A 16268-nucleotide genomic window follows, 5' to 3' on the forward strand; every position below is an offset into this window, starting at 1 on the left:
TGTCGAAATTTCCAAGGAAATTAAATATCTTCATTATATAGTATGATTTTCATGTTAAAAAAGAATAAAACTGCCCTTCAATAAAAAAAGCTCCCCTCATTAAAGGGAGCTTTTGTAAAATGTTCAGCTTTTGTACTGAGCTTTATACTGCGCAAACTCTTTCTCTGAGCAATACACGAAATGGCCAGGCGCCACTTCACGCATTTCAAGATTATCATCCTCTGTATAATTGTGAACAGAAGGATTATATTCTTTTCTTCTGCGTGTGCGCTCATACTCTGGATCCGGTAACGGAATCGCTGATAATAGAGATTGCGTATAAGGATGTAGCGGGTTCTTGTAAAGGGCATCACTTGGTGCCAACTCGACTAACTTACCAAAATACATAACCCCGATGCGATCACTGATGTATTTTACCATGGAAAGATCATGGGCGATAAATAAGTACGTTAACCCTTTCTCTTTCTGAAGCTCTTGCATAAGATTAACTACCTGTGCCTGAATCGAAACGTCAAGAGCCGAAATTGGCTCATCGGCAATGATGAAGTCCGGATCTACTGCCAAGGCACGGGCAATCCCGATACGCTGACGCTGACCGCCGGAGAATTCATGTGGATAACGACCGGCATGCTCTTTATTCAAACCAACTGTCTCAAGTAGGTCATGAACTCTTTTAATGCGCTCTTCTTTGGAAGAAGCCAGGCCATGAATGTCGATACCTTCAGCAATGATATCAGCAACCTTCATACGGGGATTCAAACTTGCGTATGGATCCTGGAAGATCATTTGCATCTTACGGTTGAATTTCTTTAATTGTGAACGTGATTTCTTACCATGAACGTCCTCACCATTAAAGAGAACCTGGCCGTCTGTGGCATCATACAAACGAATGATCGTACGACCAGTCGTTGATTTACCGCAACCTGATTCACCAACCAGGCCAAGGGTTTCCCCTTTATAAATATCAAAACTGATATCATCAACAGCTTTCACCATATTCGGTTTTCCCGGGTTAAAGTACTGTTTTAAATTCTTAATTTCTAATAATTTCTCTGCCATTATGAACGAACCCCCTCAACAAGTACCGGCTCTTTATAATTAGAGGGCATTTGTCTATGTCTTAATTTCACGATTTCAGGCGGCTCTACTTTTGGAGCACTTGGATGCAATAACCAGGACTTCACATAATGAGTATCTGAAACCTGATAATATGGCGGCTCTTGTTCAAAATCCACTTTCAATGCATACTCACTGCGAAGAGCGAACGCATCCCCTTTAGGTGGATTTAATAAATCCGGTGGAGTCCCAGGAATGGCAACGAGCTCCTGCTCACCTTCTGTTTCAGTTGTCGGCATAGAGCCGATCAATCCCCACGTATATGGGTGGCGTGGATCGTAGAAAATTTCATCCACTGTTCCTGTTTCAACAATTTGTCCTCCATACATAACGGCTACACGATCAGCTACGTTCGCAACAACTCCAAGATCGTGAGTGATGAAAATGATGGAAGTTTCTATCTTTGTTTGTAAATCTTTCATCAATTCAAGGATCTGAGCCTGGATGGTAACATCCAATGCCGTCGTCGGCTCATCGGCAATCAGAATTTTCGGATTGCAAGCAAGGGCGATTGCGATGACGACACGCTGACGCTGACCGCCTGAGAATTGGTGAGGATATTGCTTAAAGCGTGTTTCAGGGCTAGGCAGGCCAACAAGTTTAAGTAACTCAATGGCACGTTTTCTCGCATCATTTTTACTCATATTCTGGTGCTTCACCAGTGGTTCCATGATCTGTTTACCAATAGTCATTGTAGGGTTCAGGGACGTCATTGGATCTTGGAAAATCATAGAAATATCTTTCCCCCGGATCTTCTGCATATCCTTTTCCGGCAATTTCGCTAAATCTTTACCCTCAAATAACATTTCTCCACCCTTGATGAAGCCTGGAGGGTTTGGAATCAATCTCATGATCGCTTTCGTAGTAACTGATTTACCTGAACCAGATTCACCAACGATCGCCAGTGTTTCACCTTTATCTAAATGGAAATCTACACCTCGGACAGCCTGAACTTCTCCTCCATGCGTATTGAAGGAGACGTGTAGATCTTTCACTTCTAAAATTTTTGACATAATATTATCTCCCTTCCATTACTTACGCATTTTCGGATCTAGTGCATCACGCAGACCATCGGCCATTAAGTTAAAGCTTAAAATGACTAATGAAATAACAGCGGAAGGTACTAGCATCATATGAGGAAATGACTGGATTGATCTGTATCCTTCATTAACCAATGATCCCAGAGATGCTCTTGGTGGAGCAATCCCCAATCCGATAAAGCTTAAGAATGCTTCTGTGTAAATCGCAGCAGGAACAGTGAACATTGTAGTGATAATAACAGGTCCCATTACGTTTGGAAGCAAGTGTTTAAAAATTAAACGGTTGCTGGTTGCTCCTAAAGTACGGGAAGCAAGTACAAATTCCTGGTTCTTTAATTGAAGTACCTGTCCACGGACGATACGGGCCATGCCGGTCCAACCGGTTATAACCATGGCCATGGTTATGGAGAATATACCCGGCTCAAATATCAGGATAAAGAGAATTACCACAATTAAGTTTGGAATCCCTACAAGGATTTCGATGATCCGTTGCATGATATCGTCGACTTTCCCACCGTAATAAGCAGAAATTCCACCATAAGAGATACCGATTATGAAATCGATAATCGCTGCTAATATACCAATGTAAAGAGATACACGCGTACCATTCCAAGTACGGGTCCACAGGTCACGGCCTAAGTCATCAGTACCAAACCAATAGGTTTCTTTAATTTGTCTTGATTCATATACATCAAATCCATCTGCATCTTTTCCGTCAAAGGGTAACCAGCTAATCCCTGAAAGCGCTTCAATTTTTGGTGGCAGCTTTGCATGTCGGATATTTTGATCGCTAAACTTATATTCGTTCATCATTGGCCCAAAAAGAGCAAAGAACATAATGATTGCGGTGATAACAATCCCGGCAATCGCGCCTTTATTCTTACGTAAACGAATCCATGAGTCCTGCCAGAAATTCAAGCTCGGACGCGAAATTTTCTCTGACTCATCTCCACTAGCCTTTTGAGGTTGGAAGAGTTCTGGACTAAGTTGATCTAGTTTCTTTTTGTTTGCTTCCATTATTTCTTCCCTCCAGCTAAGCGAATACGTGGATCAATAATTCCATAAAGAATATCTACCAAGAAGATTACACCAATAAATAAAGCACTAAAGAAGAGGGTAATCCCCATAATAACCGTGTAATCATTTGTATTGATCGATAGTACGAATTGTTCCCCTAAACCAGGGACTGCGAATATACGTTCAACAACAAGAGATCCTGTCATTACCCCAACAGTCATTGGCCCAAGAATCGTTACAATCGGGATTAAAGCATTTCTAACAGCATGCTTTACAACTGTAGATGTTTGGGAAATCCCCTTTGCCTTTGCAAGTAAAATATAATCGGAGTTTAATATTTCCAGCATTTCAGTACGCATAAAACGAGCAATGGTTGCTACTACAAACACCGTCAACGCTAATGTTGGAAGAATAGTATGTTTGTATTCTCCCCATAATGCTACCGGCAACCATTCAAGCTTAACCCCAACATAGTACTGCAGAAGTCCTGCGAAAACGAAGGAAGGAATCGATATACCCAGTACAGCAATGAATGTTGATCCATAATCTAACCATGTATTATGCTTGATTGCTGCAATAATTCCAATAAGTAGCCCTAAGAATGTACCTAATACCATAGCTTGGAATCCAAGAAGTGCGGAAGGACCAATACGATCTCCAAGAATTTGTGTTACTGGACGATTGTCATATTGGAAGGACAACCCTAAATCACCTTTTGCCAACCCAACCATATAATTCACATATTGTTCTGGCAGCGGGTCATTCAGACCGTATTTGTCCAGGATGATTTGTTGTTGTTCCGGAGACAGCCTTTCTGTGTTTTGTAGTGGAGATCCAGGTAGGAGCTTCATCAGAAAGAAAGTGGCGGTTGCAATGATAAGCAAAGTGATGATCATATAGACGATACGTTGAATTGTATATCTGACCATTCTTTAGCCCCCCTTTTTTATCTTTTTTTTTACACATTTTAATTATATCGATTTTCGACAAATATTCAATATATTTTTACTTTTTTGATAATTTTCGACATTCACTGGAAAAGGAGAGCGTATGCTCACGCATACACTCTCCTCTGAAGGTTTGTTAATTGAGCTTATGATTACTCAATGTAAGCCCATTTGTATGATGCATCTGCACCAAATGAGTGACGTAACAGACCTTTAACATATGGACGCTCTAAGAAAGCAGTTCCACGTTGGTACATCGGGCTGATCGCTTGATCTTCGAAAAGAATCTTTTCTGCGTCAACCATTGCTTGCCAACGAGCTTCCGGATCATCAAGAAGTTCACCTTTAGCTTGTTCGATTAACTTGTCATACTCAGGATTAGAGTAAGCCATTTGGTTATGTGCACCATCAGTAACGAACATGTCAACAAATGTCATCGGATCTGGATAGTCAGGACCCCATCCGGCGAATGAAACATCATAATCACCTTTAGATTCTAACTCAAGCTTTTGCTTGAATGGTTGTGCTTTGATTGAAACAGTTAATCCTTCTAAGTTTTGCTCTAATTGTTCTTTTAAGAATTCACCGATTTTCTTAGAGCTGTCAGAGTCATAGTTTAGTAGTTCTAATTCAATAGAATCTTTACCTAACTCTTCTTTCGCTTTAGCCCAATGTTCTGCAGCTTTGTCAGGATCGAAACCACCGAAATCACCTACAGCTTCACGATACTCAGCACCGTCTGGACCAGAAACGAAATCTTTTGGTACTAAGAAGTACGCAGGAATAGAACCATTGTTAAGAAGAACGTCAACCATACCTTGCTTGTCATAGGCTGCATCAAATGCTTTACGAGCATTTACATTAGCCATAACTTCATTCTTTTGGTTTAAACGAAGGAAGAATACCGCAGTATCAGCCTTTGTTTTGAAGTTTTCATCTGATTTGTATTTGTCAACAAATTCAGCAGAAAGACCAGCGATATCCGCTTTTTCTGTTTCGTATAAGTTAACTCCAGTAGCAGTATCTTTAACGATGTTAAAGTTTACTTCTTTTAACTTAACAGCATCTGCTTCCCAGTAACTGTCGTTCTTAGTTAATTTGAAGCTTTGCTCATGCTTCCACTCAGAAAGTGTGAATGGACCATTGTAAACGGCAGTGTCAGCTTCAAGACCGAATTTATCGCCTTTTTCTTCAACGAACTTTTGGTTTTGAGGATAGAAAGTTGCGAAAGAAAGTAAAGCTTTGAAGTAAGGAACAGCTGTTTCAAGCTGAACTTCTAATGTTTTTTCATCAACCGCTTTAACACCTAATTCTTCAACTGGAACTTCACCAGCATTTACTTTTGCAGCGTTTTTGATATCGTACATGATGTACGCATACTCTGCACCAGTGTCAGGGTTTAAAGCTTTTTGCCAAGCATAAACGAAGTCGTTAGCAGTAACTGCATCTCCGTTTGACCATTTAGCATCACGGATTTTGAACGTGTATGTCTTTCCATCTTCACTGATTTGTGGTTCTTCTGCAGCCATACCAAGTACAGCCTCATCATTTTCACCTAAACGGTAAAGACCTTCAAATACGTTGTTCATGACTTTGAATGATACAGAGTCAGTTGCTAGAGTAGAGTCCATTGATGGGATCTCAGAACCCTCAATTAAGTTAAGTACCTGTTCTCTTTGTTCAGCGGACTCGCCGCCTTCGCCAGATGCTCCTTCATTGCCCTCAGTTTTCTTGTCGCCGCCACAAGCAGCCAAGAAAGTACTTAGAGCCAGAAGAAGAACTAGCAAGAATGAAAACTTTTTCTTCATCTTGAAATTGACCTCCTCGTAAATCTCATATTTATTTATCTTCTAATTTTCAGAAGATTTGTTACTTATTATACATGATAGAGAAATTATTGCAATATGAATTTAACAGTTTTTTTGCAAAATTATCAGATTAGTAGGTATATTGACGACAAAACGTTGGTATCAATGGGTTTTAGTTAAACATTTTAGAGAGTTTGTCCCATTACAATTGTTACAAATGTAAATTCCCGAGCATGTAATATATTGTTATTATGGGTGTCAGGTAACAATCATTGGCTCTATTTCTGTTATAAATATAAATACACAAGACTAAATATAAAAAATAGAATACATACTTTATTCCATTCATATTTTTATGATTTTACTGATGTTTTAATTGAGTTCCTAATGCGGATTTATGTTATCCCTTCCCATACAATGCATGATGGCTTGAATATATATGAATGATTGAATTCTTCTAAGGGCTTCATGTATACTTTTGATAAAAACATTTTAAGGAGAACTATGAAACGATTAAATTTTTTCTACCTACTTACCCTGCTGTTCTTCATCATCGCCATCGTCACTGCTATATTTCAGGGAAAAAACATGCTTCTCTCTATTATAGATAGCTTGTTTGTTATCGGAATAACGTATGTTGCCGCAGGTTCCCTCCTATATATATTTCAAAAAGGATTTTTCAATGGCATCGTGTATGCCCTTAAGAGATTCCGAAACAGCACGAAACAAGGAAAGTACATTTCCCAGTTTGACGATCTGGACGATACGAAGGATGCCCATGAGGAATACGGAGTCAAGCGATCTTTTTCCATTACCAGGTCAGTTCTGATCATCGGCTCCATCACCCTGTTTCTTTCTATCGCTTTGTCCTATCTGTTGTACACTTGAATTACCATATTATTTTTCATATAATAAAAATATATTATAAATGATAGTAAAGAGCGTAGATGAAGAGTAGTACTTTTCCATATGATTTATAGAGAGCTTGTGGCTGGTGGAAACAAGCATTCATTGGAAAGGGAATGGACTTCTGAGCTTTATTTGTGAAATGGAGTAGCATATAACGGATTAACCTCACGTTAAAGAGGTTCCATGCCCGTCATGGACTAAGCTGACTCATCTGAGTACTTAGGGTGGCACCGCGGAAATCATCCCATTCGTCCCTATCTTCAATAGGACGGGTGGGTTTTTATTTTGTGAAAAACAGGAGGAAAAAAGATGAAAACAATATTTAGCGGCATTCAACCGAGCGGTACGATTACACTTGGGAACTACATCGGGGCCATGAAGCAATTCACTGAGCTTCAGGAAGAATACAATTGTTATTTCTGTGTAGTGGATCAGCATGCAATCACGGTAGCGCAGGATAAAATGGAGCTTCGCAAAAACATCCGCAGCCTTGCTGCACTCTACATTGCGTGTGGTATCGACCCTGAGAAATCAACCTTATTCATTCAATCAGAGGTTCCGGCTCATACACAGGCAGGATGGATTCTGCAATGTGTGACGTATATTGGTGAACTAGAAAGAATGACGCAATTCAAAGATAAATCACATGGGAAAGAAGCCGTTTCTGCAGGCTTGTTAACTTACCCACCATTAATGGCAGCCGATATTCTTCTATATGGAACAGATTTAGTACCTGTGGGAGAAGATCAGAAACAGCATTTGGAATTAACGAGAAATCTCGCAGAGCGCTTCAATAATAAATACAACAACATCTTTACGGTTCCTGAAGTCCGGATTCCTAAAGTGGGCGCCCGTGTCATGTCCCTTCAGGATCCTCTGAAGAAAATGAGTAAGTCCGATCTTAACCAGAAATCATTTATTACACTCCTCGACGATCCGAAACAGATTGAAAAGAAAATCAAAAGTGCTGTGACGGATTCAGAAGGAGTCGTTAAATACGATAAAGAAAACAAACCAGGAGTATCAAATCTCCTTTCCATCTATTCGATTCTTGAAGGCAGTTCAATAGAAGAACTTGAACAAAAGTATGAAGGTAAGGGCTACGGAGACTTTAAAGGTGACTTAGCTCAAGTGGTCGTTAATGCCATTAAGCCTGTGCAGGACCGCTATTATGAATTGATTGACTCTGAAGAGCTGGATGATATCCTGGATCGCGGGGCAGAAAAAGCTAATTTTACCGCAAACAAAATGCTGAAGAAGATGGAAAAGGCCATGGGACTCGGGCGTAAAGAGAGAAAGAGAAAATAGCATTGTAGCTCAGAGCTTGGAGTGTGAGGCTCTGGGCTTTTTTATTGGGATCGATCTTCATCGCCTCCCCCTCTATTCCTAAACAAAAAACCCCAAGCCCATCACAGACTTGAGGTATTCATCCACCTATCAATTTACCTTAGGACGATTTTCCACTTCCCATAACTTTTCAAAGAAGGGTTGTCCTTTAATTAAGTTCTCGCAGAGGGTCAGGTGCTTATCCGACCAGCCAAACTGCGTTTCTTCGTATAACATTTGCCAAATTTCTTCAAAGTCCAATTCCTGGATGGTACGGTATCGCTGCGGAGCCCATTCTGTGTACCAGTAGCGGATTTCCGCCGTGTTGTTTGAGCTGTGGAGCTGGTCCAGGGCCATAAACAATAGTTGTTTTAACTGTCTTTCTTTTCTTGTCAGTCCACTCATCATATAAGGACTTGGTGAAAGAATATGATAGGAATCCTCTCTCTTAGCCTCAGGCTGAATCGCATATTGCATTGTTTCATGACTTTCCACCATTTCATAGACGAGCTGTTCCTGTCTTGGGATCAGCCTGCTTTTTCTGATTGGAACGGTATACCCAATCGTATCCACTGCAAGTATTCCTGTCCCATCTGTGACTATGAAGCAGTAATCCAGTTGAATTCGTTCATGGTTTTTTCGTAAGTAAGCTTTTTGATAGACATTATTAAGCAGTTGTTGAGGTAACTCTGATAAATCATTCTCGATGTAATGAAATAGAACAGTGTCCACTTTAATGAGAGGAACTTGATCCAATAACTCAATAACGTCCTCTTTTCTCCATTCGTGAAAATGACAGACATTGTAGCCATTTTCTTCGCCTTCGAACCAATTTACCCATACATCATGAAGATATAACATGATTGACCCCTCGCTTTGCTACAATCTTATTTGTCAATCAGTATAGGCAAATCGGTGTAAATTTATTCCTATTCAACAAGGGTTTTATAGATAGTGATTATTTTTCCTCCGGGGGATATAGATCGAGAGTGTGATGATGAGAATCCCTAAGAGAAATAAATAGCATTCGACTCGGGTGGATACGAAAAGAATATAGTCTGAAAAAGTCATTCCGGTGGTGAGAAGATTTAAATAAATAATTAAGCTCACTCCTCCTGAAACAGCCAGTCCAAACCCGATAAACAATACAAACATTCGAAACACCATACCTTCCGCCTCTATCCTCGCATTTAGAGATTTAGCTCGTCCATTCTTACTATAGTTTATGAGGGTAAATGGAAGATATGACGAAATCAGGCTCCTATTTTCATCACCTGCCTGCTATTCAGAAAAATACCTGACTGATTTGATCACCCATCCTCCTATGGTAAGAAGGTTGATGATGCTTTTCCTACCAGGGCTATGGTAGATGCATGCTTTTTCTTCAAATAATTTTCAACCAGGTAATAACCAGCAGCATAACCCAGCATGTTGGGATACGATTTCTTACCAAGAAGTAAGTGATCGTGAAGGGGACTGCTTCTTGTTACATCCAAATTAGGCTGTATCCATTTCTCGTAATAACGTGACATTTCTTTTTCTTCATATGCTTTTGTCCAGGAAGCTGTGTATTTTTCTCCACAGTACTCTTTAACGGCATGTTCTGCCAGTCCTTCAAAAATGATTGAATCCAATAAGGTATATTGTTTGTCTTTTTTGTTTAGTAATTTCATTCTGACACAGTGATGGTATTCATGAACAAAGAGAGCTTCGTACTCTTTCGTATCTTCCTGTTCCGTTATAAAAAAGAAAATCTCGTCTTTAAAGCATACACCTGACTTTTTCATTGAGGATTGGAACATACCTCTCTTTTCCTGCACGGGAAATAAGTAAATCGGAACATTGGGACCCTTCCATTTTCGTTTATACTTTTTTTCATAAAGGGAAAAACGTTCCCATATGTTATGTTCTTTCATCTTTTCGTAAATTTCTTCGGCATGATGTGATGATTTGTACATTCCATGCCTCATAAGGTATTGATAAAAGGATTTTTGATCGTCTTTTCCGTTTATTGTATTCTTTAAAAGCTCTATAGGCTTATGAATGAAGTCTTTAAGCCATTCATCAGTAGGAGCAACGGTCACCTTCATCCCTCTTTCCTGGCTTTTTATCATGTATATGTATAGGAAAGAGAGTTCACAACAAAAAACGAGCCTGCTAACGCGTTAGCAGACTCGTTCTCATTTTAGTTGTTATATTTTTTAAAGACGATCGTAGCATTATGGCCACCGAAACCTAATGAGTTACTCATCGCCACATTCACTTCCTGTTTTCTTGCTTCGTTCGCTACATAATCAAGATCACAATCCGGATCTGGTGTTTCTATATTGATTGTTGGAGGCAACACGCTGTCTTTCATCGCGAGTACTGTGAAAATCGCTTCAATTCCTCCAGCGGCTCCCAGAAGATGACCTGTCATGGATTTCGTTGAGCTCATGGCTAATTTATATGCATGTTCCCCAAATACTTCTTTAACAGCCATCGTTTCGTATTTGTCATTGTAAGGAGTGCTTGTTCCGTGAGCATTGATGTAATCCATTTGCTCAGGAAGTACTCCACCGTCTTCCAACGCCATTTTCATTGCTCTCGCTCCACCTTCTCCAGCCGGTGCAGGAGCGGTGATATGATACGCATCTCCCGTACAACCATAGCCAACGATTTCAGCATAGATCGGTGCTCCGCGTTTCAATGCATGCTCAAGCTCTTCCAGAACCACGATACCTGCTCCTTCTCCCATGACAAATCCGTCACGGTTTGCATCGAATGGCCTTGAAGCTTTTTCAGGATCTGTATTCGTCGATAGAGCTGTGTTTGCACAGAAGCCCGCTACTGACATCTTGGTAATCGGTGCTTCTGCCCCACCTGAAACCATGACATCCGCGTCTCCACGCTGGATGACTTTAAATGCATCTCCAATCGAATTTGTCCCTGTCGCACATGCAGTGACTGTACAAGAATTAAAGCCCTTTGCTCCCAGCATGATGGAAACTTGTCCAGCAGCCATATCAGGAATGATCATGGGAACGAAGAATGGACTTACTCTGCGATACCCCCGCTTTTGGAAGGTTTCATATTGCTGTTCGAACGTTTCCATTCCACCGATACCTGAACCGACCCACACGCCGACACGGTGAGCGTTTTCGTCTGTAATGTCGAGCTTGGAATCTTTGACTGCCATTAACGATGCTGCAATCGCATAATGAGTGAAGCGATCCATTTTTCTTGCTTCTTTTCGCTCGACACCGAAATCCTCGATATTGAAATCTTTCAATTCAGCTGCCACTTTGGCCGGATAATCGTCTGCATTCAAGCGCGTTAACGGACCTACGCCCGTCTTCCCTGCTAAAATTTTTGTCCACGTTGATTCCACATCATTCCCTAACGGGGTAACACTTCCCAATCCTGTTACAACTACACGTTTCTTGTTCATTTATTCCATCTCCTTTGTCTGCAAGTTATAGAAGGGAGTTCTATTTATTTGCCCCAGCGCATAATGATTGCGCCCCAGGTTAAACCGCCGCCGAATCCTACCATGACGACTACATCGTTTTCTTTCACTCTTCCTGCTTCTAAATCTTCCACTAAAGAAACAGGGATAGAAGCTGCTGAAGTATTACCGTATTTATTTACCGTTTTAGACATCTTTTCAATCGGCAAATCCAATCGTTGTCTTGCTGCTTCCATAATACGGATGTTGGCTTGGTGAGGAATTAAGAAATCAACGTCCTCTTTGTTTAATCCCGCTTTTTCGATTACATTTATACTGGATTCACCCATTTGACGTACTGCAAACTTATATACCTCACGGCCATTCATAATCAGTTTTTCGTCTTGATATAAATGCTTTGCCCCAGATCCATCTGCCCCCAGTTCAAAGGCAAGGATCCCCTTACCGTCCGGAACCGGTCCCAGAACCGCTGCTCCTGCTGCGTCTCCAAATAGAACGGCAGTATTTCGGTCTTCCCAATCTGTGATTTTTGATAATTTTTCTACTCCCACAACAAGTACATTTCTATATGCACCATTATCTATGAATTGCTTTGCCGTAATCATACCATACATAAATCCTGCACAAGCAGCACTGATATCCATGGCAGCAGCCCTTTTTGCTCCTAATCGTTCTTGTAGCAAGCAAGCCACCGAGGGGAAAGGATAATCAGGAGTGACCGTTGCAACCAGAATTAAATCGATATCTTCTGGATTAATCTCCGCATCTGTGATTGCTTTCTTCGCAGCTTCAAAAGCCATGTCAGATGTATTTGTTTCATTATTTGCTATTCTTCTTTCTTCAATCCCTGTTCTTGTCCGAATCCATTCATCCGATGTATCCACCATTTTCTCGAGGTCTGCGTTCGTTAAAATTGTTTCAGGTAGATAACGCCCAATTCCAATAATTCCTGTATTCATACCGGCATTCCCTACTTTCTTTTTTTTTATGTTTTTTTCATATACTTAAGTTTATTATCAATTATTATGAGTTGGTACTAATTTTACCGAAGATTTCTACTTTCTGCAATTATTTTTTCTTCTCCCTTTCTTCTACGCGTTTGACTATACTCGTACAACCCATCTTTTCATAGGTTACATAGTAGGTAGAGGAGGTGAGAATATGTCTGAAGAAAAGAAGCTGCATCCATTTGATAGGATGATGTACGGAGGAAAGACCCTAAAAAAAGAAGCCGCTCCTGCCCAGGAAAAGCATGAAGGAAAAAATGAAGGAGGCTCATTACTCGATGGAGTTCATTCCATAATGAACTCCATCGATGACTTGAAACCACTCTATAAGAAAATCAGTCCATTATTAAAGCAATGGAATATAAAATAAATAAAAACGGTTCATTGAATTTTTCAATGAACCGCTTTACTGTACACTTATTCTTTATGTAAGGCATCCTGTTTGCCTAATTCATAGGCTTCACTCATGACTTGTGTGAATAGCGTCATGAATGGTTGCAGCATTTCGGGGGAGAACTCAACACCCGCTTGATCCAGTTGCTCTTTTGCTTGTGGGAAGTACTTCATGGCAATCTGCATGAATTCCATCGTTTTGTCTTGATTCATTGCTTCGATTCCTTTCCGTTTGGCAATTTGCCTGTTTCGATGTAGGCTTTAACATGTTGCTTCATCTCATCTTGAAAATCTTTTGGAATGACAGGACTATATTTACCCATGGAAATGGCTCCGTCTTCAAAATCAAATTCGAGGTTTCCAGAATCGAGTTCGTCATTCGCGAATCTTTCCGCCACTATACTATACAGCTTATCTGCATGCTGCACAGTACTCGTTAAAACCGTGGATTCCCCTAAATCAGATTGATCCGAGACATAGCCAATGGCATAGAGACCCTTTTCCTTCAGCTTTTCGATTACAGCTACATTATAGCCGTCGCCTGCAGGATATACAACATCGACACGGTGATTCATTAATCCCTTCAGCTTTTCAAAGGCAATATCTTGATCACTCCAGTGATTGGTGTACTCGACAATGAGCTCCGTTTCGCTATTTTGGTACTTCACTCCATCTATAAATCCTTGAACCTCGGGCTGCCATTCAAAAGCAGCAATCACCCCGACTTTATTCGTATTGGATTGATAGGCTGCTGTCATGCCTCCGAAGAAGCCCATAGCATAGCCCTTAAACTGTAGACTTGTTGTATTCTCTTCTGTGGCATCGCCATTAAAGCTTACAAAATGCATGTTGGGATAATCACCGGAAAGGGTGTTAAATATCCCGGAATATTCACTTCCGTGGCCAAACACTAAGGTAACTTCATCATCATTATACTCTTTTACCGCTTGTTTAATTGATGTATCATTCTTTATACTCTCTTTATAGAAAACGTCTGCATTGTAATCGGATTGAATTTTCAATAATCCTTTGTAACCTTTTGTTCCCCATACCCCATCGCTTACGGTTTCCGGAACCAGTAAACCAACTTTTTCTATTTCAGCGCTGTCTCCTGTTGAACAACCACTTATTCCAATAAGGAATACCATCATGAAAATGGTGTAAAATTTCTTACTCATGTGCAGCAACTCCTTTAAAGCCCGTGCAGCATCTATAAAAAGAATCAATAGAAAATTATTACATCATATTTATTTTACCCTCATCCCTATCCACAAGGAAAGAAAAAGTTTTCTTATTCCTGAATTTCATGCAAATGAATGCCTCTTAATTGTTCTTTGATAATCGATTCATGAGACTTGGACGGCTTGACAATTAGCTCTTTACCATTTCGTTCAGCATCCATTCTGACGGGAGAAATAGACTTCTTCGTTACGTACGATAATGCTTCACTCCAGCTTTGATTTGAGAGTGCTTTCATCTTATATATTTCTTCTGTATTGGATGAATGCTTTATGATAGTTCGGGCAGCGTCCTTTACATAGATCGCTCCACTTGGATCATCAATGTATGGTGAGTCACCCTCTTCTCCATTTAAAAGTTGTGCGAACAGAAATTCTGTCGGCTGGTGAATTCCGTACAGGGTAGGAAGGTAGAATACGGTTCCTTCATGGCATTTTTGATCTCTGTCCAGATTGGAATAAATCCGAATGATTGAGAGGGGTTGTTCAATTTTTGACAACAGCCCTTCTACTTCTGACAAGTAACTTCCTTTATTCTCTCTCACCTGGTCATAGTATGGAAGGAACACGCTGCATCCTGAGTGTATTTCCTTATCCCAGTCTTCATAAGGAACATATTGAATGTTTGAGTTCCTTCCAATTCCTAACCACTTATCCTCTGTTTCTTTGTTTTCATCAACTGCCGTTACGGTCCATCCATTCTCAAGAAGCGCATCACAAAGCTCAAATCCCAAAAACTGTTGAGCGGCAAAAACGAATGCATGATTCAAGTCAATCACTCCAATGTGTTTGTTATAACTCTTTCTCATGTAAAGAAAAATATGAAGCAAACTTCCTTCCCAGAGAAGCACGTTTTTCAGGGAGTACAAAGAATAAATCGGTTGATGTACCTTTTTCTAAACGCTCCGTATATATATCTTTTATGAGAGTAAATTGATTTTTATAACGATTAAGAGTTGTTGATTGAACAATGTAAAGGGGAATCGAGATGTTTTTAAATACTTCGTAGTCCTTCGATTGTTGAGAGATGAAGGATTCGCACTCCTCCTCTTTCAATCGAAACGTGTGTGCGAGTTCTTTTATTACCTTTTTATAAAAGAATTTCTGTTCCTTCTCTTGTTCGAGATGATCATATAAAGACACGCAAGGCGCAAGCATAACAGCACTTCTAATATCCTGCTCCATTTTCGGATAGAGGTTTTTCAGTACCAAAGCCCCCATTCCTTCGGCCAATATATGAATCTTTCCATTAATGATTTCATTTCGTTTTACATGCTGATAAAGTCGTTTGGCTAACTGCACGGCTTGATTGCTACCCCAATTCGCTCCGTAAAGATTACTATAATACACAATGTATCCTTTGGCGGTGAGTTCTTGAATCCACTTGTAACGTGCCTCATGTTGAACCCAAAAGCTGCTCTTATCGTCTACATAGTGATGGGAATCTCCTATTACCATTACAGCGAATCCATTTGGGCGTTCAGGATAATGAATCATGCACCACTCTTGCTCTAATTGAAACAATCGCTGATACATTAGAATTTCTCCTTTTACATAGTAAGTCATTATAGTTTATGTAAGGAGACAACAATGGTAAGGGAGATAGCCCAAAGAACCCCTGATATTTGCAAATTTAGTCAAAAAACAGATTATCCCAAAAAGATTTCTACTGTAAAATGATAAGGGTTACATTTCACAGATTAGTCATTTATTAATTCATGAAGCTGTGGTAAGATAAAAAAGATTGAAATGGGTTAGAACACTCTAATAATGTATTAGTTGATTACATAGGAATGAGGTGACTTGACGTGAGATTTTTCTGGATGTTTTTCTGGGCATTTGCTCTGACTGAAATGTTAACTTACGTTGTAAGTTCAATGAATGGAACTGCTTTTCACTTTGAAACAGGATTAATTATTTCGGTTTGTGTAACGATATTAGTATTCCTTATCACGCTTGTTATACCAAACGAGCCAGTAGAAAAGCACTAAAAAAAGCAGCCAAATCCGGCTGCTTTTT

General features: G+C 40.1%; 18 protein-coding genes and 1 other annotated feature. Of the genes, 4 read left to right on the forward strand and 14 right to left on the reverse strand.

The window, feature by feature from the left end; translation table 11 throughout:
- Positions 1–123: 123 nt before the first annotated feature.
- The 5 genes from ACIFOD_RS02765 to ACIFOD_RS02785 form a co-directional block, all read right to left on the reverse strand.
- Complete coding sequence (locus ACIFOD_RS02765; RefSeq protein WP_149155199.1) at positions 124–1059, reverse strand: ABC transporter ATP-binding protein; 936 nt, start codon at positions 1057–1059, stop codon at positions 124–126.
- Positions 1059–2129, reverse strand: a complete 1071-nt coding sequence (locus ACIFOD_RS02770) for an ABC transporter ATP-binding protein (RefSeq protein WP_397553377.1) — start codon at positions 2127–2129, stop codon at positions 1059–1061. The genes ACIFOD_RS02765 and ACIFOD_RS02770 overlap by 1 nt, the downstream gene beginning before the upstream one ends.
- A gap of 18 nt (positions 2130–2147) precedes the next feature.
- Positions 2148–3173 carry an oligopeptide ABC transporter permease gene (opp3C, locus tag ACIFOD_RS02775; RefSeq protein ID WP_430313380.1) on the reverse strand — a complete coding sequence of 342 codons (1026 nt, stop codon included), beginning with the start codon at positions 3171–3173 and terminating at the stop codon, positions 2148–2150.
- A complete protein-coding gene (gene opp3b / locus ACIFOD_RS02780) occupies positions 3173–4102 on the reverse strand; it encodes an oligopeptide ABC transporter permease (protein ID WP_430313381.1) in 930 nt (309 codons plus the stop codon). Before opp3b ends, opp3C begins: the two co-directional genes overlap by 1 nt.
- Positions 4103–4272: 170 nt before the next feature.
- The gene (locus ACIFOD_RS02785; protein ID WP_430313382.1) at positions 4273–5928 is read right to left on the reverse strand and encodes a peptide ABC transporter substrate-binding protein; all 1656 of its coding nucleotides are present in this window, start codon (positions 5926–5928) and stop codon (positions 4273–4275) included.
- A 504-nt stretch (positions 5929–6432) separates the two neighbouring features.
- On the opposite strand from ACIFOD_RS02785, the gene ACIFOD_RS02790 reads away from it, so the two are divergent.
- Together ACIFOD_RS02790 and trpS are read left to right on the forward strand one after the other, a co-directional pair.
- The gene (locus ACIFOD_RS02790) at positions 6433–6816 is read left to right on the forward strand and encodes a DUF3899 domain-containing protein (RefSeq protein ID WP_430313383.1); all 384 of its coding nucleotides are present in this window, start codon (positions 6433–6435) and stop codon (positions 6814–6816) included.
- A 47-nt stretch (positions 6817–6863) separates the two neighbouring features.
- Positions 6864–7096: a binding site (T-box leader), on the forward strand.
- A 50-nt stretch (positions 7097–7146) separates the two neighbouring features.
- A complete protein-coding gene (gene trpS / locus ACIFOD_RS02795; RefSeq protein ID WP_430313384.1) occupies positions 7147–8145 on the forward strand; it encodes a tryptophan--tRNA ligase in 999 nt (332 codons plus the stop codon).
- A gap of 129 nt (positions 8146–8274) precedes the next feature.
- On the opposite strand, the gene ACIFOD_RS02800 is transcribed toward trpS, so the two are convergent.
- From ACIFOD_RS02800 to ACIFOD_RS02820, 5 genes are all read right to left on the reverse strand, one after another.
- Entirely contained in the window at positions 8275–9024 is a 750-nt protein-coding gene (locus ACIFOD_RS02800) for a YjbA family protein (protein WP_149155192.1), read from the reverse strand.
- Between the two features lie 84 nt (positions 9025–9108).
- Entirely contained in the window at positions 9109–9318 is a 210-nt protein-coding gene (locus ACIFOD_RS02805; RefSeq protein ID WP_430313385.1) for a hypothetical protein, read from the reverse strand.
- A 167-nt stretch (positions 9319–9485) separates the two neighbouring features.
- Positions 9486–10253: a DUF2268 domain-containing protein gene (locus ACIFOD_RS02810; protein WP_430313386.1), complete on the reverse strand. Its 768-nt coding sequence runs from the start codon at positions 10251–10253 to the stop codon at positions 9486–9488.
- Positions 10254–10348: 95 nt separating this feature from the next.
- Positions 10349–11593, reverse strand: coding sequence for a beta-ketoacyl-ACP synthase II (gene fabF / locus ACIFOD_RS02815; protein ID WP_430313387.1), 1245 nt, complete (start codon positions 11591–11593; stop codon positions 10349–10351).
- A gap of 44 nt (positions 11594–11637) precedes the next feature.
- Positions 11638–12570, reverse strand: a complete 933-nt coding sequence (locus tag ACIFOD_RS02820) for a beta-ketoacyl-ACP synthase III (protein WP_397553369.1) — start codon at positions 12568–12570, stop codon at positions 11638–11640.
- Positions 12571–12772: 202 nt separating this feature from the next.
- Between ACIFOD_RS02820 and ACIFOD_RS02825 the strand changes: the two genes are divergently transcribed.
- Entirely contained in the window at positions 12773–12988 is a 216-nt protein-coding gene (locus tag ACIFOD_RS02825) for a hypothetical protein (protein ID WP_430313388.1), read from the forward strand.
- 47 nt (positions 12989–13035) lie between these two features.
- Here the strand turns inward: ACIFOD_RS02825 and ACIFOD_RS02830 are convergent, their stop codons facing one another.
- The 4 genes from ACIFOD_RS02830 to ACIFOD_RS02845 all read right to left on the reverse strand — a co-directional run bounded on the left by ACIFOD_RS02830 (position 13036) and on the right by ACIFOD_RS02845 (position 15785).
- Positions 13036–13224: a ComZ family protein gene (locus ACIFOD_RS02830; protein ID WP_034763435.1), complete on the reverse strand. Its 189-nt coding sequence runs from the start codon at positions 13222–13224 to the stop codon at positions 13036–13038.
- The gene (locus tag ACIFOD_RS02835; RefSeq protein WP_430313389.1) at positions 13221–14189 is read right to left on the reverse strand and encodes a BMP family ABC transporter substrate-binding protein; all 969 of its coding nucleotides are present in this window, start codon (positions 14187–14189) and stop codon (positions 13221–13223) included. Before ACIFOD_RS02835 ends, ACIFOD_RS02830 begins: the two co-directional genes overlap by 4 nt.
- Before the next feature lie 113 nt (positions 14190–14302).
- Positions 14303–15058 (reverse strand): hypothetical protein, encoded by a 756-nt coding sequence (locus ACIFOD_RS02840; protein WP_430313390.1) that lies wholly within the window; start codon positions 15056–15058, stop codon positions 14303–14305.
- Positions 15042–15785 carry a hydrolase gene (locus ACIFOD_RS02845; RefSeq protein WP_113969941.1) on the reverse strand — a complete coding sequence of 248 codons (744 nt, stop codon included), beginning with the start codon at positions 15783–15785 and terminating at the stop codon, positions 15042–15044. Before ACIFOD_RS02845 ends, ACIFOD_RS02840 begins: the two co-directional genes overlap by 17 nt.
- A gap of 272 nt (positions 15786–16057) precedes the next feature.
- On the opposite strand from ACIFOD_RS02845, the gene ACIFOD_RS02850 reads away from it, so the two are divergent.
- Positions 16058–16240, forward strand: a complete 183-nt coding sequence (locus tag ACIFOD_RS02850) for a DUF2929 family protein (protein WP_113969940.1) — start codon at positions 16058–16060, stop codon at positions 16238–16240.
- Positions 16241–16268 lie beyond the last annotated feature (28 nt).

It is taken from the genome of Rossellomorea sp. NRS-1567 (assembly GCF_050467885.1).
GTDB classification, from domain to species: Bacteria; Bacillota; Bacilli; order Bacillales; family Bacillaceae_B; genus Rossellomorea; species Rossellomorea aquimaris_C.

What these genes read in the sequence shown, in the direction of transcription:
- ACIFOD_RS02845 (WP_113969941.1), bottom strand. Translation starts at nt 15,785, where the DNA reads ATGTATCAGCGATTGTTTCAATTAGAGCAAGAGTGGTGCATGATTCAT.
- ACIFOD_RS02830 (WP_034763435.1), bottom strand. Translation starts at nt 13,224, where the DNA reads ATGAATCAAGACAAAACGATGGAATTCATGCAGATTGCCATGAAGTAC.
- ACIFOD_RS02840 (WP_430313390.1), bottom strand. Translation starts at nt 15,058, where the DNA reads ATGAGAAAGAGTTATAACAAACACATTGGAGTGATTGACTTGAATCAT.
- ACIFOD_RS02800 (WP_149155192.1), bottom strand. Translation starts at nt 9,024, where the DNA reads ATGTTATATCTTCATGATGTATGGGTAAATTGGTTCGAAGGCGAAGAA.
- ACIFOD_RS02785 (WP_430313382.1), bottom strand. Translation starts at nt 5,928, where the DNA reads ATGAAGAAAAAGTTTTCATTCTTGCTAGTTCTTCTTCTGGCTCTAAGT.
- ACIFOD_RS02825 (WP_430313388.1), top strand. Translation starts at nt 12,773, where the DNA reads ATGTCTGAAGAAAAGAAGCTGCATCCATTTGATAGGATGATGTACGGA.
- ACIFOD_RS02790 (WP_430313383.1), top strand. Translation starts at nt 6,433, where the DNA reads ATGAAACGATTAAATTTTTTCTACCTACTTACCCTGCTGTTCTTCATC.
- opp3C (WP_430313380.1), bottom strand. Translation starts at nt 3,173, where the DNA reads ATGGAAGCAAACAAAAAGAAACTAGATCAACTTAGTCCAGAACTCTTC.
- trpS (WP_430313384.1), top strand. Translation starts at nt 7,147, where the DNA reads ATGAAAACAATATTTAGCGGCATTCAACCGAGCGGTACGATTACACTT.
- fabF (WP_430313387.1), bottom strand. Translation starts at nt 11,593, where the DNA reads ATGAACAAGAAACGTGTAGTTGTAACAGGATTGGGAAGTGTTACCCCG.
- ACIFOD_RS02805 (WP_430313385.1), bottom strand. Translation starts at nt 9,318, where the DNA reads ATGTTTGTATTGTTTATCGGGTTTGGACTGGCTGTTTCAGGAGGAGTG.
- ACIFOD_RS02835 (WP_430313389.1), bottom strand. Translation starts at nt 14,189, where the DNA reads ATGAGTAAGAAATTTTACACCATTTTCATGATGGTATTCCTTATTGGA.
- ACIFOD_RS02770 (WP_397553377.1), bottom strand. Translation starts at nt 2,129, where the DNA reads ATGTCAAAAATTTTAGAAGTGAAAGATCTACACGTCTCCTTCAATACG.
- ACIFOD_RS02820 (WP_397553369.1), bottom strand. Translation starts at nt 12,570, where the DNA reads ATGAATACAGGAATTATTGGAATTGGGCGTTATCTACCTGAAACAATT.
- opp3b (WP_430313381.1), bottom strand. Translation starts at nt 4,102, where the DNA reads ATGGTCAGATATACAATTCAACGTATCGTCTATATGATCATCACTTTG.
- ACIFOD_RS02810 (WP_430313386.1), bottom strand. Translation starts at nt 10,253, where the DNA reads ATGAAGGTGACCGTTGCTCCTACTGATGAATGGCTTAAAGACTTCATT.
- ACIFOD_RS02765 (WP_149155199.1), bottom strand. Translation starts at nt 1,059, where the DNA reads ATGGCAGAGAAATTATTAGAAATTAAGAATTTAAAACAGTACTTTAAC.